25 protein-coding genes and 1 pseudogene are annotated in these 22,180 nt (G+C 69.7%); 13 read left to right on the top strand and 13 right to left on the bottom strand.

What is annotated here, in order from left to right; all coding sequences use genetic code 11:
• Positions 1-29: 29 nt before the first annotated feature.
• The 6 genes from GA0074704_RS08710 to GA0074704_RS08730 all read right to left on the bottom strand — a co-directional run bounded on the left by GA0074704_RS08710 (position 30) and on the right by GA0074704_RS08730 (position 8,146).
• On the bottom strand, positions 30-1,628 hold the full coding sequence (locus GA0074704_RS08710) for a restriction endonuclease (RefSeq protein ID WP_088970028.1): 1,599 nt from the start codon (positions 1,626-1,628) through the stop codon (positions 30-32).
• A 242-nt stretch (positions 1,629-1,870) separates the two neighbouring features.
• Positions 1,871-4,945: a DUF3427 domain-containing protein gene (locus GA0074704_RS08715; RefSeq protein WP_088970029.1), complete on the bottom strand. Its 3,075-nt coding sequence runs from the start codon at positions 4,943-4,945 to the stop codon at positions 1,871-1,873.
• 9 nt (positions 4,946-4,954) lie between these two features.
• Positions 4,955-5,509 carry a flavoprotein gene (locus GA0074704_RS08720; RefSeq protein ID WP_088970030.1) on the bottom strand — a complete coding sequence of 185 codons (555 nt, stop codon included), beginning with the start codon at positions 5,507-5,509 and terminating at the stop codon, positions 4,955-4,957.
• On the bottom strand, positions 5,506-6,048 hold the full coding sequence (locus tag GA0074704_RS28710) for a hypothetical protein (protein WP_157743628.1): 543 nt from the start codon (positions 6,046-6,048) through the stop codon (positions 5,506-5,508). Before GA0074704_RS28710 ends, GA0074704_RS08720 begins: the two co-directional genes overlap by 4 nt.
• Before the next feature lie 109 nt (positions 6,049-6,157).
• Positions 6,158-7,444 carry an IS256 family transposase gene (locus GA0074704_RS08725; protein ID WP_088970031.1) on the bottom strand — a complete coding sequence of 429 codons (1,287 nt, stop codon included), beginning with the start codon at positions 7,442-7,444 and terminating at the stop codon, positions 6,158-6,160.
• A 54-nt stretch (positions 7,445-7,498) separates the two neighbouring features.
• Positions 7,499-8,146, bottom strand: coding sequence for a helix-turn-helix transcriptional regulator (locus GA0074704_RS08730; RefSeq protein WP_088973549.1), 648 nt, complete (start codon positions 8,144-8,146; stop codon positions 7,499-7,501).
• A gap of 250 nt (positions 8,147-8,396) precedes the next feature.
• Between GA0074704_RS08730 and GA0074704_RS08735 the strand changes: the two genes are divergently transcribed.
• From GA0074704_RS08735 to GA0074704_RS08750, 4 genes are read left to right on the top strand one after another with little or no spacing between them, the layout of a single operon-like run.
• Positions 8,397-8,621 carry a hypothetical protein gene (locus GA0074704_RS08735; protein ID WP_088970032.1) on the top strand — a complete coding sequence of 75 codons (225 nt, stop codon included), beginning with the start codon at positions 8,397-8,399 and terminating at the stop codon, positions 8,619-8,621.
• Positions 8,618-8,881: a DivIVA domain-containing protein gene (locus tag GA0074704_RS08740; RefSeq protein WP_088970033.1), complete on the top strand. Its 264-nt coding sequence runs from the start codon at positions 8,618-8,620 to the stop codon at positions 8,879-8,881. Before GA0074704_RS08735 ends, GA0074704_RS08740 begins: the two co-directional genes overlap by 4 nt.
• Complete coding sequence (locus GA0074704_RS08745) at positions 8,878-9,126, top strand: hypothetical protein (RefSeq protein WP_088973550.1); 249 nt, start codon at positions 8,878-8,880, stop codon at positions 9,124-9,126. Before GA0074704_RS08740 ends, GA0074704_RS08745 begins: the two co-directional genes overlap by 4 nt.
• 19 nt (positions 9,127-9,145) lie before the next feature.
• Complete coding sequence (locus tag GA0074704_RS08750; RefSeq protein ID WP_088970034.1) at positions 9,146-9,526, top strand: GIY-YIG nuclease family protein; 381 nt, start codon at positions 9,146-9,148, stop codon at positions 9,524-9,526.
• 10 nt (positions 9,527-9,536) lie between these two features.
• On the opposite strand, the gene GA0074704_RS08755 is transcribed toward GA0074704_RS08750, so the two are convergent.
• Positions 9,537-9,962 (bottom strand): MarR family winged helix-turn-helix transcriptional regulator, encoded by a 426-nt coding sequence (locus GA0074704_RS08755; RefSeq protein ID WP_088970035.1) that lies wholly within the window; start codon positions 9,960-9,962, stop codon positions 9,537-9,539.
• 83 nt (positions 9,963-10,045) lie between these two features.
• Positions 10,046-10,864 carry an alpha/beta fold hydrolase gene (locus tag GA0074704_RS08760; protein WP_088970036.1) on the bottom strand — a complete coding sequence of 273 codons (819 nt, stop codon included), beginning with the start codon at positions 10,862-10,864 and terminating at the stop codon, positions 10,046-10,048.
• Between the two features lie 129 nt (positions 10,865-10,993).
• Between GA0074704_RS08760 and GA0074704_RS08765 the strand changes: the two genes are divergently transcribed.
• Entirely contained in the window at positions 10,994-12,070 is a 1,077-nt protein-coding gene (locus tag GA0074704_RS08765; protein ID WP_088970037.1) for a sigma-70 family RNA polymerase sigma factor, read from the top strand.
• On the opposite strand, the pseudogene GA0074704_RS29870 reads toward GA0074704_RS08765, so the two are convergent.
• Positions 12,041-12,232: pseudogene (locus GA0074704_RS29870) on the bottom strand (hypothetical protein); the annotation flags it as partial. The gene GA0074704_RS08765 and the pseudogene GA0074704_RS29870 sit on opposite strands and share 30 nt — an antisense overlap.
• Positions 12,233-12,306: 74 nt before the next feature.
• The gene (locus tag GA0074704_RS08775; RefSeq protein WP_088970038.1) at positions 12,307-13,071 is read right to left on the bottom strand and encodes an SDR family oxidoreductase; all 765 of its coding nucleotides are present in this window, start codon (positions 13,069-13,071) and stop codon (positions 12,307-12,309) included.
• Positions 13,072-13,171: 100 nt separating this feature from the next.
• Here GA0074704_RS08775 and GA0074704_RS08780 point away from each other — a divergent pair, with 100 nt between their 5' ends.
• Both GA0074704_RS08780 and GA0074704_RS08785 read left to right on the top strand, forming a co-directional pair.
• Positions 13,172-14,020, top strand: coding sequence for a helix-turn-helix transcriptional regulator (locus GA0074704_RS08780; protein WP_088970039.1), 849 nt, complete (start codon positions 13,172-13,174; stop codon positions 14,018-14,020).
• A 23-nt stretch (positions 14,021-14,043) separates the two neighbouring features.
• On the top strand, positions 14,044-14,595 hold the full coding sequence (locus tag GA0074704_RS08785) for a YciI family protein (protein WP_088970040.1): 552 nt from the start codon (positions 14,044-14,046) through the stop codon (positions 14,593-14,595).
• Between the two features lie 151 nt (positions 14,596-14,746).
• Here the strand turns inward: GA0074704_RS08785 and GA0074704_RS08790 are convergent, their stop codons facing one another.
• Positions 14,747-16,963, bottom strand: a complete 2,217-nt coding sequence (locus GA0074704_RS08790; RefSeq protein ID WP_088970041.1) for a choice-of-anchor J domain-containing protein — start codon at positions 16,961-16,963, stop codon at positions 14,747-14,749.
• A gap of 183 nt (positions 16,964-17,146) precedes the next feature.
• Positions 17,147-17,467: a GYD domain-containing protein gene (locus GA0074704_RS08795; protein ID WP_088970042.1), complete on the bottom strand. Its 321-nt coding sequence runs from the start codon at positions 17,465-17,467 to the stop codon at positions 17,147-17,149.
• Between the two features lie 143 nt (positions 17,468-17,610).
• Here GA0074704_RS08795 and GA0074704_RS08800 point away from each other — a divergent pair, with 143 nt between their 5' ends.
• The 5 genes from GA0074704_RS08800 to GA0074704_RS08820 all read left to right on the top strand — a co-directional run bounded on the left by GA0074704_RS08800 (position 17,611) and on the right by GA0074704_RS08820 (position 21,608).
• Positions 17,611-18,939, top strand: a complete 1,329-nt coding sequence (locus tag GA0074704_RS08800; RefSeq protein WP_088970043.1) for an AAA domain-containing protein — start codon at positions 17,611-17,613, stop codon at positions 18,937-18,939.
• Positions 18,940-19,044: 105 nt separating this feature from the next.
• Positions 19,045-19,383 (top strand): type II toxin-antitoxin system RelE/ParE family toxin, encoded by a 339-nt coding sequence (locus tag GA0074704_RS08805; RefSeq protein ID WP_088970044.1) that lies wholly within the window; start codon positions 19,045-19,047, stop codon positions 19,381-19,383.
• A 13-nt stretch (positions 19,384-19,396) separates the two neighbouring features.
• Complete coding sequence (locus tag GA0074704_RS08810; RefSeq protein ID WP_088970045.1) at positions 19,397-19,696, top strand: helix-turn-helix transcriptional regulator; 300 nt, start codon at positions 19,397-19,399, stop codon at positions 19,694-19,696.
• Between the two features lie 58 nt (positions 19,697-19,754).
• Positions 19,755-20,270 (top strand): GNAT family N-acetyltransferase, encoded by a 516-nt coding sequence (locus tag GA0074704_RS08815; protein WP_088970046.1) that lies wholly within the window; start codon positions 19,755-19,757, stop codon positions 20,268-20,270.
• Positions 20,271-20,369: 99 nt separating this feature from the next.
• Complete coding sequence (locus GA0074704_RS08820) at positions 20,370-21,608, top strand: hypothetical protein (RefSeq protein WP_157743629.1); 1,239 nt, start codon at positions 20,370-20,372, stop codon at positions 21,606-21,608.
• A gap of 48 nt (positions 21,609-21,656) precedes the next feature.
• Here GA0074704_RS08820 and GA0074704_RS28715 read toward each other — a convergent pair whose 3' ends face one another.
• Positions 21,657-21,803: an aldo/keto reductase gene (locus GA0074704_RS28715; RefSeq protein WP_231926793.1), complete on the bottom strand. Its 147-nt coding sequence runs from the start codon at positions 21,801-21,803 to the stop codon at positions 21,657-21,659.
• Positions 21,804-21,859: 56 nt separating this feature from the next.
• Between GA0074704_RS28715 and GA0074704_RS08825 the strand changes: the two genes are divergently transcribed.
• A complete protein-coding gene (locus GA0074704_RS08825; protein ID WP_331716654.1) occupies positions 21,860-22,180 on the top strand; it encodes an MmyB family transcriptional regulator in 321 nt (106 codons plus the stop codon).

Raw genomic sequence — 22,180 nt, forward strand, 5'->3', positions numbered from 1 at the left:
CGACCACCACCCGCAGGGTCTACAACGAGTCAGTCCAGATCTCCGGCGTCGATGCGCGCGTTCACCCCTGCGTGTTCGGACAGCAGATAGAGCAGGTTGGAGCCGTCGATGAGCTCGAGTGGCTTCCCCGACGCAAAGTCGTAGGACGCTGGGCCGTAGCCGCTGGTGGTCACGAGGATCCCCTTGGAGGCGCCTTCATTCTGAAGTGTCCCAAACAGGTCGCGCACCGCTGACACGTCGACAGTGTTGCGGTAGCGCTTGGCCTGGATGACGACCTTTCCGCCGAAGATCGGTCGAGGGTCGAAGGCCACGCAGTCGACGCCACCGTCCCGGGACGCTCGCGTCTGTTTAGTGTCCAGGCCCATCTTCGCGAAGAGATTCTGGATCAGGCTCTCGAACTCCGTAGGCGTGAGCTTGAGCAGGTTCGGCCGCTGGTCAAGGTCGGCGAGTACGTCGACCTCGTCGACGAACCGCTTGTCGACCATGTCGAACTCAAGTACCGGCCGCACCGGAGCCAGTTCGGCGGGTCGCTTCGACACCGAGGCGTTGAGATGTTGAAGGCAGGCCAGCGGCTCGACCAGGCTCAGGTTGAGCTCCGTGAACACCTCACGGGTCGTTCGCAGGGTCACCAAGCACGGTTGAACGGATGCGCCCGTCCGAGGATCTGTCGTGTCGACGATGCCGTTGAACACTACGGTCTCCACCAACCCGGAGCGGTCAGCTTCGAATAGTTCGTGCACCGTCCGCAGGGTGACCTGAGCGACGAGGTTGGCGTACCGCTCCTTGATCTCCTTGGCTGGACGGGCGGCGGTGGTGATCTCGTCGCGCGCCTTGACGTAGCGGTGCTCCCGTACGGCGGGGATCACGTCCAGGGTCGGCAGGTGATACTCCACGACCAGCTGCCGGGATTCTGGTACGTAGGCGAGGCGATAGTGCTGCGGGAAGTCGTCGGGATATACCGAGTTTCCCAGCACCATGCCGAAGTACTCGACCACCGCTGCCGGTTCGGCGGCAGCCACCGTAGCGGCGAATCGGTCGATCTCGGCATTGTGTGCCTTGATCTCCGCTTCGACCTTTGCGCAATGCTGCTGATAGCTCTGGTGGGCAGTCGACAGTCGGTGCTGACGGTGGGCTTCTGCTTTCGCATGCTGAGCCTGTGCCTGCGCAAACGACTGTTGCGCGCCGGCGAGCTGTTGCTGGTACTTTGCCTGACCGCCGAACATCTTGCCCAGGCCGGTGGGCGCGGGCGGCTCGAATCGGCGCCAATCCGGGGGCGGCAGTGGAGTGCCGAGGGGTCCTGGGTCGAACGGTGGATGCTTCGCCGACCTCCTGAGGCGACGAAAGTCGATGTGGTCGTCGACGTCGAGCGTCGCCGCCAGAAGATTGTCTAGCTCCTCCAGGTGGGCTTGGAGATCAGAGTTCTGGGCGGCCACCTCGGCGACGCGTGCCGCGGCGTACAACCGCTTCCGTTCCCGCTCGTCGGCAGCGCTGGCGCGCTGTGCGGCCTTCATCGCCCGGTCCGCCTCCCGGCGCATCTGCTGGTGATGCCGGTATGCGGCGGCCTGAGCTTGCTTCTGGGCGCGCACTTGCCGCGCGTGCGCCCGCTGCATCTCCTTGAGGATGCCCACGTCAGTCCCTAGGTGTCAGGAGGGGTGCGAAGCCGACACCATAGCCAGCAACTCGAAGGGCGAACACCCTGCAACGCTCGGTTAGTCCCTGAGGCAGGTGGCTGGCGTCCATAAATGTCTTGTTTGATCCGTGAATTGATGTCAGATCTAAGACAGATCTCTCTTGCATCGATGAAAGGGGCGAAACAGCGACGTAGTCGGTGTACGTCCGTCACTGGAGCCGGTTGAACCCTGCTGATCGGCTAAGCAGCGATGGTGCGCGCCGCCGCATACATGTCTGCCGGCAGTGGATGGGTGAGGCGCCAAATGATCCGCATGGGCCGCTCCCCGCTGTGCTCCTGGTACGTCATCGGCCCGGCATACAGGTACGGCGGCGCACCGAGATCGCGGTCAGCCACCTTGGTCTCCCGCACGAACAGGTGAACCGTTGATCCGCGCTCGGCGTGGTGGATGTAGCGCTGCCCGGTGGCTGACGCGGCAGATGTGGTGCTCTGCGACTCCCACTGGAACAGGCGGTCGGTGATGGCCCGGTCGGCGTACATGGTGGTGGGGGAGTAGTGCTGCTGGGACTTGACCAGTGTGACGAAGAAGAGGTCGGCCTGCTCGTCGGGAAGCCACTTCACCCCTTCCCGCAACGACCCTGGGTTCGACATCCCGAACGCCGCGCACGCCTCGTTGCGGGTGTAGCGGGCATGCACCCGCAGCGGCACCCGCGCTGCCAGCGGCTCCTCGGTGACCCGATGGATGCGGCCTCGTAGCACCTCGGCGACCTGGCGCAGCTCAGCGCAGCGTGCAGGCTCCGCCCAGAGCCGGCTAAGCCGGGCGTCCCGTTCAGCCAGAGGTGCGGACTGCCCCCAAAGGCTGAAGTGCAGCATGTCCAGCAGTCGATCGCCGCCGGGATGCTCGCCGCCGGCAACGCGGGCCAACAGGTCCAGTCGGTCGGTGTCGTCGGTGTGCAGCATTCGGCCGATGGCCCGCCCGAGTTCGCGGTCATCCGGCCCGGCGACAGCGGTCTCGAAGCCGGCTAGGCGACGAAGCCCGGTCCAGCCGCCAATGCTCGCTGACCGGTAGACGTCCTCGATCTCTAGGCCGCTCTCGTGCAGGAACTCTGCCAGGCTCACGTCACCGAGGTGCCGGAGCTCTGCTACCAGACCGTTCTTCGACGTCGGCAGCGCCGACTTCAAGTTGGCGAGCACCAGATCCTTTGCCACCCGGTCCAGCTCGATGTGGCAGCCACTCGGCAGAGACGGGAAGTCGTCCTGCACTGCCGCCGTGACGGCTCGCCGGCTGACTCCGGTCAGTGCCCGCCAGCGCAGGTCGAAGCGGAAGTTGGCGTGCTGCCCACCGATGAAGTCGAGCACCGTCAGACATGGCTTGTCGTCGTCTAGCCTCAGGCCGCGCCCAAGCTGCTGAAGGAAGATCGTGGCGCTCTCGGTGGGCCGCAGCATCAGGATCGTGTCGACCATCGGCAGGTCAACGCCCTCGTTGAACAGGTCGACGGTGAACAGCACGCGCAGCTCATGCTTGCGGAAGCGATCCATCAGCGCGTGTCGGCCGGCTCGATCGAGTTTCGAGGTCACCGCCGCCGACGGCACGCCGTGCTTAGTGAACCAGTCGGCCATGAACTCGGCGTGCCCGATGCTCACGCAGAAGCCCAGTGCCCGCATCCGCTCGACGTCCGCGGTGTCGCGTACCGCCCGCAGGATCATCCGGGCCCGGGCATGGTTGCCGGTGTAGACGCCGTCCAACTCGGCCGGGTCGTACCCCTGCCCCCGCTTCCACCGCAGGCGCGACAGGTCGACGTCGTCGTGTAGCCCGAAGTACTGGAACGGGCAGAGCAACTGCCGTTCGAGGGCTTCCCAGAGGTGCAGTTCCACGGAAGCGTGGCCGTCGAACCACCGGCGCACGTCGCCGCCGTCGCTCCGGTCGGGCGTCGCCGTCAACCCCAGGAGTACGCGCGGCTTCAGCCGCTCCAGCAGCCGCGCATATGTAGGCGCCTCGGCGTGGTGGAACTCGTCGACGATCACCATGTCGTACGCCTTGGGGTCGATCTCCTGCCGGTGCAGCGACTGGATCGAGGCGAAGACGTGCTTCCAGTCTGACGGTCGATCGCCGCCCACCAGGGTTTCGCCGAAGCTGCCGTCCCCTACCACCTGTCGGAACACCGAGCGGCTCTGCCGCAGGATCTGCTCCTGATGGGCGACGAAGAGCAGTGAGTCGGCATGGCCAGCCTTGCGAAGCCGCCGGTAGTCCAGCGCCGCCACCACCGTCTTGCCGGTGCCAGTCGCCATCACCACCAGGTTCCGCCAGCGGCCGTGCACCAGCCGCTCGGCGTCCAGGTCGTCCAGGACCTCCTGCTGGTACGGAAACGGCCGGATATCTAGGTTTGCGATCTCGGTGGGCGCCTCATCGGCGCGCTCGCCGCGTAGCGCGATGCGCAGCCGTTCCCGGTCCCTCGCCGGGTCGTACGTCTCGAACGCCGAGTCGCTCCAGTAGTCGGTAAAGGTTGCCTCAAAGGTGTTGATGACGTGCGGCTGTTCCATGTTCGAGATGCGGACGTTCCACTCCACCCCGTCGACCAGCGCCGCCTTCGAGAGGTTCGAAGAGCCGACGTAGGCGGTAGTGGTGCCGTTGTGGCGGCGGAACAACCAGGCTTTGGCGTGCAGTCGGGTGGTCCGGGTCTCGTAGGACACCTTTACGTCGGCGCCGATCTCGGCGAGCCGGTCCAGGGCCCGTTGATCGGTGGCCCCCATGTACGTGGTCGTAATGACCCGTAGCCGGCCACCGCGCTCGATCAGCTCCCGAATCGCCGGCTCGATGATGCGGAGGCCATGCCACTTGATGAAGGCACAGAGTAGATCGACCTCATCGGCGGACGCCATCTCATGGGCGACCTCGTGGCCGATGCGCGGCTGGTGGCGGCCGTTGACCAGGAGGGCGCCGGTGGAGAGCGGGGTCGTGGGGCGTACCGGGAAGGTGGGGGTGGCGGGTGGCGTCGCCGGTGCGGCAATGGCGTGCAACAGCCGCCGCGCATCGCCGATCTGATCGTCAGCGTCTACTGCGCGCGGGTCGGCCTGGGCGATGCTCTCCGCGATCTGATTGGTCAGCGCAACCTGACGGGCCAGCTTGTCATCTCCGCCGCCGACGGCGAGAAGCGCACGACGAGCCAGCGTCGCGATGTGTCGAGCGAGGAGATCAGGGGTGTCGGCTGGGTCGAGCCTGTCATGTTGGACAAGCTCCGGGTCGACGTCGTGCAACCGCTTGGCAAGTCGCTGGGTGATCAAGTTTTCGTAGATGCCCCGGCCAAGATCGGTCATCGCCAGACGCTAACCCATCTCCTGCTCGAAGCCGTTCTGGGCAGGGGGGCTCTGTCGGTTGTCGGACAGCGGAAGCTGCGACGTACGCAGTTTGCCCAGGACGGTTGTCCAGCCGGCGTCATCCATTGGTATGACGCGAGCGCCTACCTGCTCGAGCAGTCGCCAGTTCTGGCCATAGCTGGGATGTGCGGCGAGTTGTGCCTTAACGTTCGGGAACGCATATACCGGGAGTCCCGCGCCGAGGGCTTCGTTGAGGATGCCGAGCGCAAGCGTGTCGCTGATACCGAGCGCCCACTTGTTGATCACGTTGAACGTCGCCGGCACCACAGCTACTACATCCGCCGGTGGATGCGGCTCCGGCTCACCCGGCATCCGCCACTTCACCCGAACCGGATACCCCGTCTGCTGCGCCAACGCCTCTCGATCGATCCAGGTGGCAGCGGTCGGCGTAGCGGTGAGGCACACCGTCCACCCGTCCTCTTGCAGAAGCTGGATCAGCTCCCCGATCCGCAGCACCGGAGGAGCCGCACAGGCGACAAGCGCCAGCACCCCGCGCTGGCTCACGCCAACAACCCGGCTCGTTCGGCCAATGGCCGCAGGCCCGGCGTTGCGGCTCGCCGCTCCTTAGCCAGCAGATTCAGCAACAGTGCTCGTGCCTGGACATTGGCGTAAACCACCTCGACTCCCACCCGCTCGGCTTCGAGGAGGTGGAGCACGGAAACCGACCGGTCGCCGCCTGACAGCATCGCCGCTGCCGCCAGGTCCACATGAACTTGCGCCCGTCGACCGACCAACACCGCCGGCAGCCGCGACGTATCCAGCCGCATTCCGATATCTATAGCCTGTGCGCCTTGACCAGCGATGACGGCAGCGGAAACAGCATGTATGACGACGTTCGTCGGCCCGAAGCCGGTCCATAAGCAGTTGCGATCTGGTCCCAGGGCCGTCGCCAACTTTCCAGCCTGCGTGAGGAACTGGCCAGCGTCCTTTGGTCGCCCCTGTCCTGCGGCCATCACCGCGGCTAGCAGCGTGAGCGATCCTCGGGCGGACAGGATTTCGGGCTCAGCGACGGCATTGCTGAGCCGTTCGATGCTGTTGAGCACGATCTGCTGGGCCTCGGCCGATCTCCCGGGAAGCCGAATAAGGCCACACGCCGCCTGGTATGCCGCCAGGGCGGGGCTGTCTCGCTAACGGTGTTTCCGGCGAGCTTGGTTAGTAGGTTTCAGCGGCTGGGAAGCGGTCGCTGAAGGTGATGGCGAAGGCGTTCAACGCGGGTTTCCAGCGCATCGTCCATCGGGTTCTGCCTGCTCCGGTGGGGTCCAGGGACCGGGTCACCAGGTACAGACACTTCAACGCGGCCTGCTCGTTGGGGAAGTGGCCGCGGGCCTTGACCGCTCGCCGGTAGCGGGCGTTGAGGGACTCGATCGCGTTCGTGGAGCAGATGACCTTGCGGATTTCCAGGTCGTAGTCGAGGAACGGGATGAACTCCGCCCAGGCGTTGTCCCACAGTCGGATCACCGCCGGATACCGGCCGCGCCACTTGTCGGCCAGGTCGTCGAAGGCGGCCCGGGCGGCGTCGGCGTTGACGGCGGTGTAGATCGGCTTGATGTCGCGCTTGAGTTCGTCCCAGTACCGGCGGGAGGTGAGGCGGAACGTGTTGCGGATCAGGTGGATCACGCAGGTCTGCACCACCGTGCGGGGCCACACGTTCGTCACGACCTCGGGCAGGCCCTTGAGGCCGTCGCAGACGAGGAAGAACACGTCCTTGACGCCCCGGTTACGCAGGTCGGTCAGCACGCTCATCCAGAACTTCGCGCCTTCACCGCCGGAGCCGGCCCACAGCCCGAGGATGTCTTTCTCCCCGTCGAGGGTGACCCCGATCGCGGCGTAGAACGGCCGGTTCGCGACCTGCCCGTCGCGGACCTTGACCACGATGGCATCGATGAACACGGCGGCGTAGATCTCATCCAGGGGCCGGTGGGACCAGTCGGTCATCTCCTCGATCACCTTGTCGGTGATCCGGGAGATCGTCTCCTTCGACACCGAAGCCCCGTAGATCTCTGCGAAGTGCGCGCTGATCTCCCCGGTCGTGAGGCCTTTGGCATACAGCGACAACACGACCTCGTCGACCCCCGACAGGCGCCGCTGCCGCTTGCGGACGATCTGCGGTTCGAACGTGCCGGCCCGGTCCCGCGGCACGTCGATCTGCACCGGACCGTTGGCGTCGGTCAAGACGGTCTTCGACCGGGTGCCGTTGCGGATGTTGCCCGACCCGGCACCAGCCTGGTCGTGTTTTTCGTAGCCGAGGTGCTCCGTCATCTCTTCGTTGAGCGCGGTCTCCAGGACCGTCTTGGTCAGCTGCTTGAGCAGCCCGTCCGGGCCGGTCAACGACAGCCCTTGTTCCTTAGCGGCCCGGACCAGATCGGCGGCGGCCTTCGCCTCCGCCGACGGCTCGGGCCGCTTCCTACGTCCGGTCTGGTCGTTCAGTGTCGCGGTCATTACGGCACCCTCCTCACCAGGCACAACGCCTGGCGGGTCAGGCCGGAAACACCGTTAGATCCACACTCCCGCCAGGGCTGCCAACGCTCGGTCATCGGCCAGGCGAGCAGCCGTGGAGGCCCGGTCGGCCGTCAGTAGAGCGGTGTCACCGTCGCCCACTTTGGCTGCCAGCTTCGACGCTGCGAGATAGGCGGCGGCGAGGAGCCGGAAAGCGCTACTGCGGTGCAGCCCCGTGGTCGATCCAGCCAGGGCCGTCGTCTGGTTGAGCACGTCCGGAAGCAGCCGAGCCGAAGAGGTGTAGCTCGCCCGCTGGTACAAGGTGTGCACCCGGCCCACAGCCCGACGAGCGTCGGCCAAGGTTGGACACGGACCCGCGGGAGATGGCAGGTAGTTGGCGAGAAAGGTCCGTAAACCGCTCAACAACTCCTGCTGGGTGGCGGAAGTGGGGCTCTGAGCGTTGTCTCCCATGTCCTGCCCTCGATGTCCTGCCACTGACACGTCGACGAGCATGTCGTCGAACTGTTCGAGCGTAACTTCCAGTGCAGCGGCTATCCTGGCCCGATGCCAGGGCTGAGGATCCGTCTCGGCGTTCTCCCAGCGCACAACCGTCGACCGCTCCACACCGAGGAGTTGGGCCAAGCGCTCCTGGCTGTACCCGAGCGCCTTACGCCGTTGACTAAGCCGGCGTCGCTTCAAGGCCATGCGCGATCTCCCTCCGCCCTGCCGCCACTGTAGTAACAGTCCGTAGATCAGGCGGGCACGCAGGTGCCTCATTTGTGCGTCACTGAGGCTTCGTCGTTGCTGTAGTTCCTGCTCGGCCGAGAAACCAGGCTGGTCGCATGGCCCGGGGCGGGTGCTGGGCTCCGGCCGCGTCGTTCCCCCGTACGACGGCGGCCGACCCCGCCCGCCCCGGCGCCACTCGACCGAATCGCGACCCGGGAGGCGCCCACCGATGCCCGCCGTACTCGAAGACTTTCCCGTCCTCACCCCGGTCACCGACGAAGACCTGACCCTCGCCGCCCTCGCGGTCCGCGTCCACGCCCCGGAGTCCTGGCCCGAGGGCATGCTCTGCCGCAGCGAGCGCGTCCCGTACCCGTGCCGCCTCGCCCGCTGGGGCCGGGCGACCATCGAGGCCGCCGGTCTCGATGAAAACGACCTGGCGATCGGGCGCCCATGATCTACGTGACCGGCGACCGCCCCCTCCCGCACCAGGTCCGCGCCGCCACCTTCGACACCCGCTGGCGCGGCCTCGACCCCACCCAGGTCCACGCCTACCTCACCCGCCTCGCCGACGAACTCGACCGCCTGCACCGGGACCTCACCACCGCCAACACCGAGTCCGAGCGCATCCGCCAGGCTCTGCGCCAGTGGCAGTCCCGCCACGCCACCTGCCACCACCCGGACCAGAGCTCACCGAACAGCCGGTGGCCAAGGTGAGCCGCTGGATCATCCACCTGCCGACCACGCTGACCAGCCGCGAGGCCGCCGCCGGCCTGGCCGCCGTACTCAAGACCTCCCTCGACCACGTCGACGTCATCGACTTCGGCGAGACCACGCTGAGCGCGGAGGACGCCCAGCACCTGCGCCACCGGGTCTGGTGTGACACCCGGCTGACCGGCGGCCGGCGGTGTCGGCTGGGTGATCGGCATCCGGGTCCGTGCGGGACGGCGGGGGAGCGCTGACCCCGGTACCGTCCCGAGGATGCCCGAGACCGAAGACCTCCTGGCCGGCTTCACGCCCGCGCGGTCGTACACGATGGAAGCTGTCGCCGACGCGCCCCGCGCGCCCGGCGTGCACGTGGTCCTGGACGGCGGCGCCGTCCTCTACGTCGGTCGGACCGGGAACCTGCGCGACCGCCTCCGCCAGCACCTGACCGGCAACCGGGATTCGTCGGTGCTGCACCAGCAGGTCGGCGCCGAGCTGGACCGGCGCGGGCCGGTGGCCACGGCCGCGGACATCGCCGACTGGTTGGGCGGGCGCGAGGTCCGCTGGCTGGAGACCGACAACCCGGAGGGTACGAAGGAAGCCCTGGTCCTCGCACTCAAGCCCCGCTTCAACCGGCAGGTGCCCAAGCCGCGCTGACCAGCCGCCGTCACCCCGCCGACGCCGCCTCGAGGTTGCCGGCCATCACCGACAGAACCCGCACGGTCGCCGCGTACTCCTCGGGGGTGAGCCCGCGCGTCAGCAACCGCCGGGTCTCGCCGACCCGTTCGGCCGCAGTGCGGTGTCCCGCCCGGCCCTCGGCGGTCAGGGTGAGCGCGTCGCCTTCGCCCGCCAGCCATCCCCGAGCGACCAGGCCGTCCACCGCGGCATCGAGCTGGGGTACGCCGTCGGTCCAGAACGGCGCGAGCGCCTGCTCCAGCTCACCTCGGCTGCGCGTTCCGCCAGCAAGCAGGTTGAGCAGCTGCCACTGCCGGCGGTCGAGATCGAGCTGGCCCAGGGTCACGTCGAACTGCTCGTCGAGCAGGTTGTGCAGGTGCTTGAGCCAGTAGCCGATCGGCTTGTCGGTTGCGCCCATCCGCGCCTCCTTCCGGGGAACTTCCTGCTTACCGCACCGGCGCCACCTGCCCCCGTGCCGGGCGGCGCCGGTGCGGTAGGCGGTCAGCGGCCCAGGAAGGCGAGGGTGACCGCCGCGAACAGCGGCGAGTCCACCAGGTTGTAGTGGGTCAGCCCGGGCAGGATCGCCAGCGCGTGCCCACCCGCCGGCCGCCCCTCACCCGTCCAGCCGCCGTCGCGCAGCCCGCCGTCGAGCAGCTTGAACACCTCGACGTAGTGGCTCGGCGGGGCCATGTCCGCGTCGCCGGCCACCACCAGCGTCGGCACCCGCAGGCCGCGGACCTCCTCGGTGAAGTCGAAGTCGTGCGCCATCGCCTCACCGATCTTGTCGAGCAGCCGGGGGAAGTCCTCCGGGCGGGGCGCGACCCGCATGTACAGCTCGTACATCGGGGTGTCCTTGAGGAACTCGACGGCGGCGGCGCCCATCTGGCCCTGCTGCGCCCGCATCTCCGGATAGATCGCGTCGCTGCGGATGTTGGCCGACGCGCTGACCACCCGGCCCACCTTCTCGGGGTGGCGGATGCCGACGTGCAGGGCGACGCCGCCGCCGAGGGAGAAGCCGACGACGTCGGGCTTGTCCAGGCCGAGGTGGTCGATGAGGGCGGCGATGTCGTCGGCCATCAGCGGGATGTCCAGCGGCCGGTCGATGTCGGCGGTGCGGCCGTGGCCCTGCAGGTCGGGGAGGATGACCTGGTGCTTGGCGGCCAGGGCGGGCAGGATCGCGCCGAACATCTCGCCGGAGCCGAGGCCGCCGTGCAGCAGGATCAGCGGGCTGCCCTGCCCGTGCGTCTCGTAGTACAGGTGCAGGCCGTTGACGTCGGCGTACTCGCCGGTGACGGTGCCGGGCTGCGCGGTGGTGCTCATGGCGGGTTCCTCCGGGTCGTGTCCTGTCGTGTTGCGGGGTGGACCGGGCGGGCGCCGGGAACTCATCGGTGACCCCGACACATTTTCTTCGGGGGCAAGGCTGTCGGGGGTGCGGGTTAGGTTGTCGGCATGAGCGAGGTCGCTACCAGCACGTCCGTCGAGGAGCTCCTGGAGCCTTACCGGTCGGAGCTGACCGGCTACTGCTACCGGATGCTCGGCTCCGCCTTCGAGGCCGAGGACGCGGTGCAGGACACGTTCGTGCGCGCCTGGCGCAGCTTCGAGCGGTTCGAGGGCCGGTCGGCGCTGCGGACCTGGCTCTACCGGATCGCCACGAACGTCTGCCTGAGCATGCTGACCAGCGCCCAGCGTCGGGTCCGTCCGATGGACCTCGGGCCCGCCGCCTCCGGCGACGCCACCCACCCCGGCGAGCCGCGCCCCGACGAGATCTGGACCGGGCCGGCGCCCGACGACCGCGTGCTGCCCGAGCGCGCCGACCCGGCCGAGGTGATCGCCGGCCGCGAGTCGGTGCGGCTGGCGTTCGTGGCCGCGCTGCAACACCTGCCGCCCAGACAGCGGGCCGTGCTGATCCTGCGTGAGGTGCTGGCCTGGTCGGCGCAGGAGGTCGCCGAGCTGCTCGACACCAGCGTCGCGAGCGTCAACAGCGCGCTGCAACGGGCCCGCGCCACCCTCGCCGCCGCCGACACCCGCGGCGACGTCCGCCGGCCTCTCGACGACGAGCAGCGGGCGCTGCTCGCGCGCTACGTGCGGGCCTTCGAGGCGTACGACCTGACGGCGCTGGCCGCGCTGCTGCACGAGGACGCCACCCTGTCCATGCCGCCGATGCCGCTGTGGCTGCGCGGCCCCCGCGACATCACCACCTGGATGGCGGGCACGGGTCGCGGCTGCCGTGGCTCCCGGCTCGTGCCGGTGCTGGCAAACGGTCAGCCGGCGTTCGCGCAGTACCGCCCCGACCCCGACGGGCCCGGCCATGGGGCGTGGGCGCTGGTCGTCCTGGACATCTCAGCGGGTCGGATCACCCGGCTCAACTACTTCCTCGACACCGACCGGCTGTTCCCGCTCTTCGGCCTGCCCGACCGGCTCGAAGAGGGCGCGGGCGAGGCCGAGCAGGCCGGCCAGCTCCCGCAGGCCGGGGTGGCCGCCGTCGACCACGAGCCGCCAGCCGTGCCGTCGCGCCGTCAGCCGTAGCCGCGCCAGCGCCTCCACCGTGACCAGGTCCGGGTCGACCAACGCCGCCACGTCGCAGACCACCACCCCGGGAGGCCGGTCGCGCAGCACCTCCGCCAGGTCGGCGCAGAGGGCGGGAACGTCCGCCCGGGTCAGCCGTGCGCCGACGGCGAAACAGAGCATGGAGGTGGCCACGCCGGTAGGACCGCCGGCAGCCGGCAAACTCACCGCTGCCGGCGCGGCGATCCGGTACGCCCCTACTTCCCGTGCGGGTCGGCGGCGTTGAGGGTCGCCACCACCTGGTCGTAGTCGCCGCGCGCCTCGCCGTGGCGCAGGAACTTCACCCGCTCCACCTGGATCTCCTTCGCGTCGGGCTGCGCCTCGATCAGCGCCACCACCTCGGCCACGAAGTCGTCCAGCGGCATCGCGAACTCGCTGTTCTCCTGCCCCGGCAGCAGCCCGGTACGCACCGCCGGCGGCACCAGTTCCACCACCTTCACGCTGGTGTCGGCCAGCTGCAGCCGGATCGACTCGCTCAGCATGTGGATGGCGGCCTTCGAGGCGTTGTAGCTGGGGGTGGCGGCCAGTGGCGCGAACGCCAGACCCGAGGAGACCGTCACGATCGTGGCGTCCGGCCGGGTCCGCAGGTGCTCGACGAACGCGGCGATCAGCCGGATCGGGCCGAGCACGTTGGTGGTGATGATCGACTCGGCGGAGTCGAGGAACCCGTCCGGGCGGTGCCAGTCCTCGACCCGCATGATGCCGGCCATCGCCACCAGGACGTTCAGGTCCGGGTGCCGCTCCAGCACCTGCCGGGCGGCCGAGACGATGCTCGCCGGGTCTGCCGTGTCGATCTCCACGGTGTCGATGCCCGGGTAGTCGGCGGCGATCTTCGCCAGCAGGTCGGCGCGCCGGCCGCCCAGGATGACGGTGTTCCCCTTGGCGTGCAGCTCCAGCGCGAGGGCCAGGCCGATGCCGCTCGTCGAGCCGGGGATGAAGATGGTGTTCCCGGAAATGTCCATGTCCCCAGCCTGCCGCCAACCCGCTCCGCCGGTGCAGAGACCGGTCATCGGGGGATCCGCGATCCCTGGTTGGGCCGCTCGGCCGGCGGATACTGGGATCATGGACCGCGCAGCCCTGGCCGACTTCCTCCGCCGACGCCGGGAGACCCTGCAACCCTCCGACGTCGGGCTCGCCCCCGGCGCCCGCCGCCGCGCCCCCGGCCTGCGCCGCGAGGAGGTCGCCGCGCTCGCCGCCATGTCGACCGACTACTACACCCGCCTCGAGCAGCGGCGCGGACCGCAGCCCAGCCCGCAGATGCTCACCGCGCTGGCCCGGGCGCTACGCCTCACCGGCGGGGAACGCGACTACCTGTTCCGGGTGGCCGGGCAGAACGCCCCCACCCCGGTCACCGCGGCCACCCACGTCGCCCCGGCGCTGCTGCGCGTCCTGGACCGGCTGGAGGACACCCCGGCGCTGATCCTGTCCAACCTCGGCGAGACGCTCGTGCAGAACCGGCTGTCCAAGGCCCTGCTCGGTGACCGGTCCGGGCACACCGGGCTGGCCCGCAGCGAGGCGTACCGGTGGTTCACCGAACCCGACGAACGGCTCCGCTACCCCCAGGACGACCGGCCCCGGCAGAGCCGCGCCCAGGTCGCCAACCTGCGCGCCGCGTACGGGACGATGGGCCCGCAGTCCCGCGCCGGCGAGCTGGTCCGCGCGCTGCAGAAGGCCAGCGGAGAGTTCGCGGAACTGTGGGAACGCCACGAGGTCGCACAGCGCTTCGCCGACCACAAGACGATCGTCCACCCCGAGCTGGGCCCGATCGAGCTGGACTGCCAGGCGCTCTTCACCGAGGACCAGTCGCAGGCGCTGCTGGTGCTGACCGCTCCGCCGCGCAGCGAGGCGGACGAGAAGCTGCGGCTGCTCGCCGTGCTCGGCCACGAACGTTTTCCCGCTGGGCAGCCCTGAGCCAGCGGTGAATACTGCCGCGCATGGAGTTCCTGATCTACCACCGGGACCGGCCGGGTTCGGTGGCGCTGCGTGACGAGCTGATCCAGGCGCACTGGGCCTACATGGACCGGTACGCCGAGCAGATGATCGCCCGCGGCCCGACCCTCGCCGACGACTTCGACACGCCCACCGGCAGCGTGCACATCCTCGACCTGCCCGATCCGGCCGCCGCCCGCGCGTTCGCCTTCGACGAGCCCAACTATCAGGCCGGCGTCTACCGCGACGTGCTGATCCGCCGGTGGCGCAACACGCTGGGCCGCACCATGTGGCAGTTCCCCGGCGGTCGGACCGGCGGCAGTCGCTACCTGGTGCTGGGGTTCGGCGCGGGACAGGTCGCCGACCTGGAGGTGCCGGCCGACCCGGAAGAGCTGATCGCGTACGGGCCGCTGCTCGCCGACGACGGCACGGTATGGCTCGGCACCGCCGCGCTCGTCCGGGCACCGGACCCCGACGCGGCGCGGGCCGTCCTCACCGCCGGCCGGTACGCCGCCGTCGAGGTGCACAACTGGCAGTTCGGCGGCCGCCCGTCCTGAGCCCCCGTCCGCGCACCTGCCGGCGAACGGCGGAACGCCCGGACACCCGTCGTGACGACGGACATCCGGGCGCTCAACCTCCTTGCGGCCGGTGGTTAAGAAGGGGCCCCTGCTATACCGAATGCGTTAACAAGGGACCCCTCCTTACACCTCAGCCGGGCTGGACGACGCCGTTCACCTTCAGGGTGTACGGGGCGTACTGCTGGACCTGCTCGGTCGGCTCGTCGTAGGCGACGATCGCGACCACCTTCGGGAACAGGAAGAGAACCGCCCGCTGCGCCGGAGTCAGCGTCACGCTCGACTTGCCGTCGAACTGGAGCTGCAGCGCGATGGAGTGCTTCTCGTCGAGGCCGACGAGCCGCAGGTTCCAGTTGTCCACCTCGACCGGCTTGATCTCGGTGGGCGAGTCGAACGGGGCGAGGCTGCTGCCGTCGCTGATCGTCGTCCCGCCGACGGTGATGTCGTCGATCAGCAGGCCACCCTCGTTGACGCCGCCGTCGCTGACATAGCGGAAGCCGAGCAGGATGCTCTTGCCGGCGTACGCGGACAGGTCGTAGGTGTGCGCCTCGAACCCGTTGGTGGTGCCGTTGAGCGCCGGGCCGAGCGGCCCGTCGACCGTCTTGTCACCTCCGATGGCGGTGTAGGTGGCGCCGCCGTCGGTGGAGACGGTGACGTACCCGTAGTCGAAGCCCGCCTCGGCGCCGTACTTGGCGACGAAGCGCAGCGTCGGGTCGGCCGTCGGCACGGTCACCGGGGTGACCGCGGTGGCGTCGGTGTTGTTGACGTTGCCAGAGAACAGCACCGGGTTGCCGGGACGGTCCGGGTCGTCGTTGACGACGGTCCAGGCCAGCGGCTGCGCCGGCAGGGTCTTCGCGCCGGTGAAGGAGAGCGACCGCAGGTCACGGCCGCGCAGCACCGTGCCGTCGGCCTTCTGCAGCGGCACGTAGTCCGCCCCGTTCGGCGCCGCGCCCGGCGTGGCGTACGCCCGCGGGTTGGCCAGGTTCACCGTGGAGCGCAGGCTCGGGGTGGTCACCCGGCTCTTCGGCACACCGAGCATCACGCCGCGGCGGTCCCCGACGACCTTGTCCACCAGGGTCATGGTCTGGTAGTCGTGGATCACCTGGTACATGTTCTTGACGCCCTCGGCGGCCAGCAGCGCCTGCAGGCTGGCCAGACCCTGCCGCGCACCGTCACGGTGCAGGGCGGAGATGAAGTCCGTGCCGTACCGGTCGTAGAGGAACTGCATGAACGAGTACGCGTTGCCGTAGTCGGCGAGCACCGCGTTCGGGTTCGGGCTCTCCCCCCACAGGGTCAGCGAGTTCTCCGGGCCACCGCAGTCGCGCGGGTTGGTGTTGTACGGCGTCTGCACCGGCCCGAAGCCCTGGAAGCAGTACAGGTGGCTGTCCGCGCCCCGGTCGAACACGGTGGCGGTGGTGTCGACGTAGCCCACGAGCGACTGGGCGAAGTCGGACAGGCCCTCGTTCATCCAGGTCGTCTCGAACGGGTCCGTGTAGGAGTGCAGCAGGTGCTGGTACTCGTGGGCGAAGGTGCCCTCGTAGCTGCGCGGCCGGGCCGGGCGGCTGGTGCACAGGTCGTCGGTCGGCTCGTTCGGCGGGTTGGCGCCGGTGCGGTGCGCCCAGTCGAACGCGTCGATCGTCATCACGTTGCGGTCGAACAGCTCGTTGAGCTGCGAGGAGAAGAACCCGGCGATGTAGGTCGGGGCGGCCGGGAAGGTGTAGTAGTTGTCGTCGCGGACGTTGTCGACCAGCGTGACGGTCTTGCTGCCGCCACCGGTGTAGTCGCCGCCGTTGCCGCTGGCGTCCGGGCCGAGCAGCGCGTTGCTGCCGTCGCGGTCCGGCGCGACGCTGAACGCCGCCGACTCCTTCGGGTACATGTTGTTGTCGAACTCGTTGACCAGGTCCGCCACCTGCGCGTCGGTGACCGTCGTCGAGTCCGGAACCTGGGTGCGGCAGTCACCGGCCGGGAAGGCGATGTCGTTGGCCACCCACACCTCGATGTGGTTGCCGACGCCCCGCAGGGTGTAGTCCTTGCGGTAGTACCGGCCCTGGAGGTCGTCGAGTCCCAGCCACTGCCGGACGGTGCCGACCGCCGGCGTCTCGGCCGCCGCCAGGCCCTTCGAGCGGGCCTGCGCCCGCGGCTGGTAGCGGGTCGGGGTCTTGACCGGCTTGCCGTCGAGGGTGAAGTCCTTACGGGTGAGTTCCCGGGTGTCGTCGGTCCGGGCCTGCTTCGCGGCGTCCGCAGTGGTGGGTGCGGCGGGTGCGGCCACCGCGGCGGATGCGTGCACGACGCTGAACAGGGGTAGAACGATGGTGATGGCTGCTGCACCGGCGAGGCGGCGACGTGCCATTGGCCCCCCTAAGGGATCTGAAATGGATCATCGGCGGGGTACCGATCGATCGTTGTGCCAATGACGTTCGTAGCCGGAGAAGTTGCCGTTGGCAACAGGTGGCGCCGGACAATTGTCAGGTAGGACTGAACGGACGACCCTCCCGGGAGAATGTCCCGGGAGGGTCGTCCAGATCAGGTGCGGTCAGGCGCCTGGCGGCTCGTACGCGACCCGCAGCTGCATCACCTGGTCGACGTCCGCGGGCGTCATCAGCGGCGTGACCCGCAGGTCCAGCCCGCCGGCGGCGCGGATCGCCAGTGCGATGCTCACCGCCGTCTGCTGGTCCGGCAGGTCGCACAGCACGTAGGAGTCGTGCTCCTCGAACGCGAAGTACAGCGCCTCCACCGACCCGCCCGCGTTCTCGATCATCGAGGTCACGATCTCGGCGCGTCTCGTCCCGCCGTCCTGCCGCAGCCCTTTGACGCCCTGAACGGTGTAGGTCGCCGTGAGCAGGAACTTCGCCACCTTGACACCCCCGATGTCCGACTCGATCGCCCCGCCTGCGCCGGCCGGGCCGCGCGGCGGATACCCGCTCGGCCCGCCGCCACGCCTGCGGTGTCGGTGCCGGGCGGTAGGGTCCGCAGGCAGCCGATCGGGGAGGGGACGGGATGCTCGGACTGGAAGCGCCGCCCGCCGTCGAGGCGGAGCGGGTGATCACCGCCGTGCTGGCCGACCTGCGCTCCGGCGACCACCGCGGCGTGGTCGTCGACTCCCCGCCCGGCGCCGGCAAGTCCACCCTCGTCGTGCGGGCCGCCGTCGAGCTGGCCGCCGCCGGCGAGTCGCTGATCATCGTGGCGCAGACCAACGAACAGGTCGACGACCTCATCGACCGGCTCGCCCGCAAGGCCCCCGAGCTGCGCATCGGCCGGCTCTCCGCCACCGAGTACAAGCCCTCCGCCCGGGTCCGCGGCCACGAGACGGTCCGGGTCGCGGCCAAGGTCACCGACCTCGCCGATTCGGCCGTCATCATCGGTACGGCCGCCAAGTGGGCCACCGTCGGAGAGGGGGTCTGGCCGTGGGCGATCGTGGACGAGGCGTACCAGATGCGCTCGGACGCCCTGCTGCGCGTGGCCGGCAGGTTCGAACGGGCCCTGTTCGTGGGGGATCCCGGGCAGCTCGACCCGTTCTCCACCGTCGAGACGCTGCGCTGGACCGGTCTGACCTGGGATCCGATGCAGTCCGCGGTGGCCACCCTGCTGCGGCACAACCCGCAGCTGCCCGTGCACCGGCTGCCCGTGTCGTGGCGGCTACCCGCCACCGCCGCGCCGCTGGTCGCGGCCGCCTTCTATCCGTTCACCGGGTTCCGGGCCGGCACCGGGCCCGCCGACCGGGCGCTGACCCTCACCGAGCCCGGCGCGGGCGACCGGCTAGACGCGGCGGTGGAGGTGGCCGCCACGACGGGCTGGGCGCTCTACGAGCTGCCGGCCCGGCAGACCATGCGTACCGACCCGGAGGCCGCCGCCGCGTGCGCGGCGCTCGCGCTGCGGGTGCTGCGGCGCGGCGCCGTCGCGATCTCCGAGCAGGCCCCCGGCGGTACGCCCGTCACCGCGGACCGGATCGCCGTCGGCGCCGCCCACCGCGACCAGGTCGCGGTCATCCGCGCCCGGCTCGGAGAAGAGGGCGCGGGCATCACCGTCGACACGGCCAACCGGCTCCAGGGCCGCGAGTACGACGTGACCATCGTGCTGCACCCGCTCTCCGGCCGGCGCGACGCCACCGCGTTCCACCTGGAGTCGGGGCGGCTCTGCGTGCTGACCTCGCGGCACCGGCACGCGTGCCTGGTGGTGGCGCGGGCCGGGATCGGGGAGCTGCTAGACGCGCATCCGTCGACGGAGACGGTGCACCTGGACGTGCCGGTGAAGTTCCCGGACGGCTGGGAGGCCAACCACGCCATGCTCGCCGCCTGGCAGGACCACCACCGGGTCGCGGTCGACTGACCGGAACGGCTCACCTGGCGAGGTGCGGTCCGTCGCGCGTTTCCTTCCCGACACGCCGAGTCGTGTCGTCGTCAGGCCTGATTCGGAACCCATAGCATCAACGCTATGGCCTGGGCTAGTGTAGAGCTCGAACCAGAAGTCCGAGACTGGCTGGAGGATTTGCCGACCCCGTACTTCGCGAGGACCGCGTTCTACATCGACCTGCTCGCCGAGCGAGGCGCCCTGCTCGGGGAGCCGTACACCAGGCAGCTGGACGGGAAGCTCCGCGAGCTTCGCTTCTATCTGGAGCGCGACGCGGTGCGCGTAACGTACTGGATCGCACCCGACCGGCGGATCATCCTTCTCACCGTGTTCCGCAAGACGCGGATGCGTGAAGATCGGGAGATCGAGCGGGCTCGGCGGGCGTTGGAGCGCTGTGTCGCCGAGCGGCACAGCGTCAGCTGAGGGGGGCGGAGCGATGAGTGATCGCACCGACTGGAACGACCTGCGTGAGCGGCGGATGGCGGAGCCCGGCGCGGTGGAGGCGTACGACGCTGCCCGCATCGCCTTCGAACTCGGTCAGAGCGTACGGAGCCTGCGCGAGCGCAACGGCTGGAGCCAGAGCCAGCTCGCTCTCGCCGCGGGCATGACGCAGTCCGCCGTGGCCCGCTTCGAGGCCGGCGGCACCGTGCCGACACTGCCGGTCCTCGAACGGCTCGCCCGGGCGCTCAACATGCGGCTCGACGTTCGCTTCTCCCCGGACGTCGACGCCGCCTGAGTTCGCGCCTCCGGCGCGTCCCGCCCGAATCGTCGAGGCCCGGGGGTTGGATGGCGGCATGGGGGACGTGGGGATCGAGCCGTGGAGCGAGGACGACCTGGAGTTGCTGCGCCAGCTCAACCAGCCGTCCGTCCGCGCGTACACCGGCGGGACCGAGACCGACGACCAGGTGATCGTCCGGCACGGCCGTTACCTGCGCGGCCCGGTCCGCGGCGCCGGTCAGATGTTCGCCGTGGTGCTGCTGCCCGAGCGGGTGAAGGTGGGCAGCGTCGGCTACTGGCCCCGGGTCTGGCACGACGAGCCGGTCTACGAGATGGGCTGGGCGGTGCTCCCCGAGTTCCAGGGGCGGGGGATCGCCACCGCCGCCGTGCGGGCGGTGGTCGACGCGGCGCGGGCGCGGGGTGACCGGCGCTGGGCGCACGCGTACCCGTCGGTGGACAATCCGCCGTCGAACGCGGTCTGCCGCAAGGCGGGCTTCGAGCTGGTCGGCCCGACCGACTTCGAGTACCCGCCGGGGCAGTGGATGCGTTCCAACGACTGGCGTCTGGACCTGACCGGGCCGACGGCGGGCTGAACCGGACCTCGGCTGCGAGCGGGGCGGAAAAGCGCCCGGCCCACTCGATAGGGTGCGTCCACAAGCGACCCGGTGACTGGGTCGGGGAGGAGTGCATCGATGAGGCGTACCGGACGCATCGCCATGGTGGCGGTGCTGGTGGCGGCGGCACTGGCCGGCCCGGGCAACCCGGCGCAGGCGGCCGACCCGGCACCGACGAAGATCTCCGCCTCCGGCTACACCCTGACCACCACCCGCAGCTACGCCGACGCCGACCTGCTGGGCGGGGCGATCGGCGCGGACAGGAAGCGCGGTGTGGACTGGATCCTGGCCAACGCCAACCGGTCGCTGGAACCGTTGTCCTGCCAGACCGGCAGCGGCAAGGCGATGACCTACCTGGCCAGCCAGGGCACCGGCGAGTACGGCTTCTGCTGGGACGAGACCGGCACCTCCACCGACGATCCGAGCACCACCACCTGGATCCCGCAGGGCATCACCACCACCGCCGACGCCTACGGCAACCACACCTACGACGGCGTGCAGGCCGTCGCCACCACCTGGTACAGCACCGACGCCGGGCACGTGCGGGTGTCGCTGGCACCGGCCGCCGGCTACAGCAGCGGCGCGAAGTACCGCCACCTGCTGCTGGTCGACCCCACCTCCGGCGGCAACTTCACCGCTGTCGAGGACTGCCACGCCGGCGGCGCGATGTGGTACGGCACCATGCTCTACGTGGCCTGCACCGACCACGTCAAGCTGTTCAGCTGGGACCACCTGTGGAGCGCCGACACCACGTCGTACTGCGCCGACAAGGTCGGCCGCTTCGACGACAACGGCACCGTCCGGTTCTGCGCCAGCGGGTACGCGTACGTGATGGCGCAGGTCGGCCAGATCACCCCGGTCAACGCCAACGTCCGGTTCTCGTCGCTCGCCCTGGACCGGGGCTCGTCGCCGGACAAGATGGTGGTCACCGAGTACTCCACCAGCAACGGCGCGAAGATCTGGCGGTACAACCTGGACTACACCACCCGGCTGCCCGCCGTGACGGCCCCGTCGACCACCACCGGCGCCTCCGACGTCTGGTCGATGCCGTGGGACAAGGTGCAGGGCGCGGTGACCCACGGGGACAACTTCTGGTTCCACAGCAGCGGCGGCTCCGACTTCTACGGCAAGCTGCGCTACTGGAACAGCTCCACCGGCAACCCGGTCAAGACGTTCACGGGGGCGCACGGCGCGGAGGCCATCTCGTACTGGGGTTGGGGTGACGGCGCCGGCGGCCAGCCGGACATGCTGTACACGCTCTCCGAGCACCCCGGTTACCGGGCGGTCATCGCGATCCGTCAGGGCGACTTCAACTGACCGGTGGCGCCGGCCGGCTCACGGGTGACGCCGGCCGGCGCCCTCGGGTCAGCCCGCCGTGTCCAGCCGGGCGCGCTGCTCGGCGGTGAGGTCCAGGTCCACCGCGGCGAGGCTCTCCTCGAGCTGCGCCACCGACGAGGCGCCCCCCAGCGGGATCGCCGGCACGTCCCCGCCCATCAGCCAGGCCAGCACCACCTGGTTGACCGTCGTTCCTGGCCGATGCCGCGTACGGGATTCTGGCCTGGAACCGGCTGGCCGCCCGGTTCGTGGGTGACCTCTCGGCCCTACCGGCCGACGAGCGGAACATGATCCGGCACATTTTCGGCCCCGCGCTGGTCACCGAGCTGCTCGGGACCTCACCGCGGTTCGCCGCCCTGCGGGCGCAGCACGAGGTGGGGGAGCGGCGCCCGACCGTCAAGCGCGTCGACCACCCCGAGCTGGGGCCGCTGGAGTTCGGGTGCCGGGTGCTGCACGTGCCGGAGACCGACCAGCGGCTGATCGTCCACGTCGCCGCGCCGGGCTCCCCCACCCGGCAGGTGTTCCGGCGGGTGGGGGAGCGGGTCGACACCTGA

The sequence above is a fragment of the Micromonospora siamensis genome (assembly GCF_900090305.1).
GTDB lineage: Bacteria > Actinomycetota > Actinomycetes > Mycobacteriales > Micromonosporaceae > Micromonospora > Micromonospora siamensis.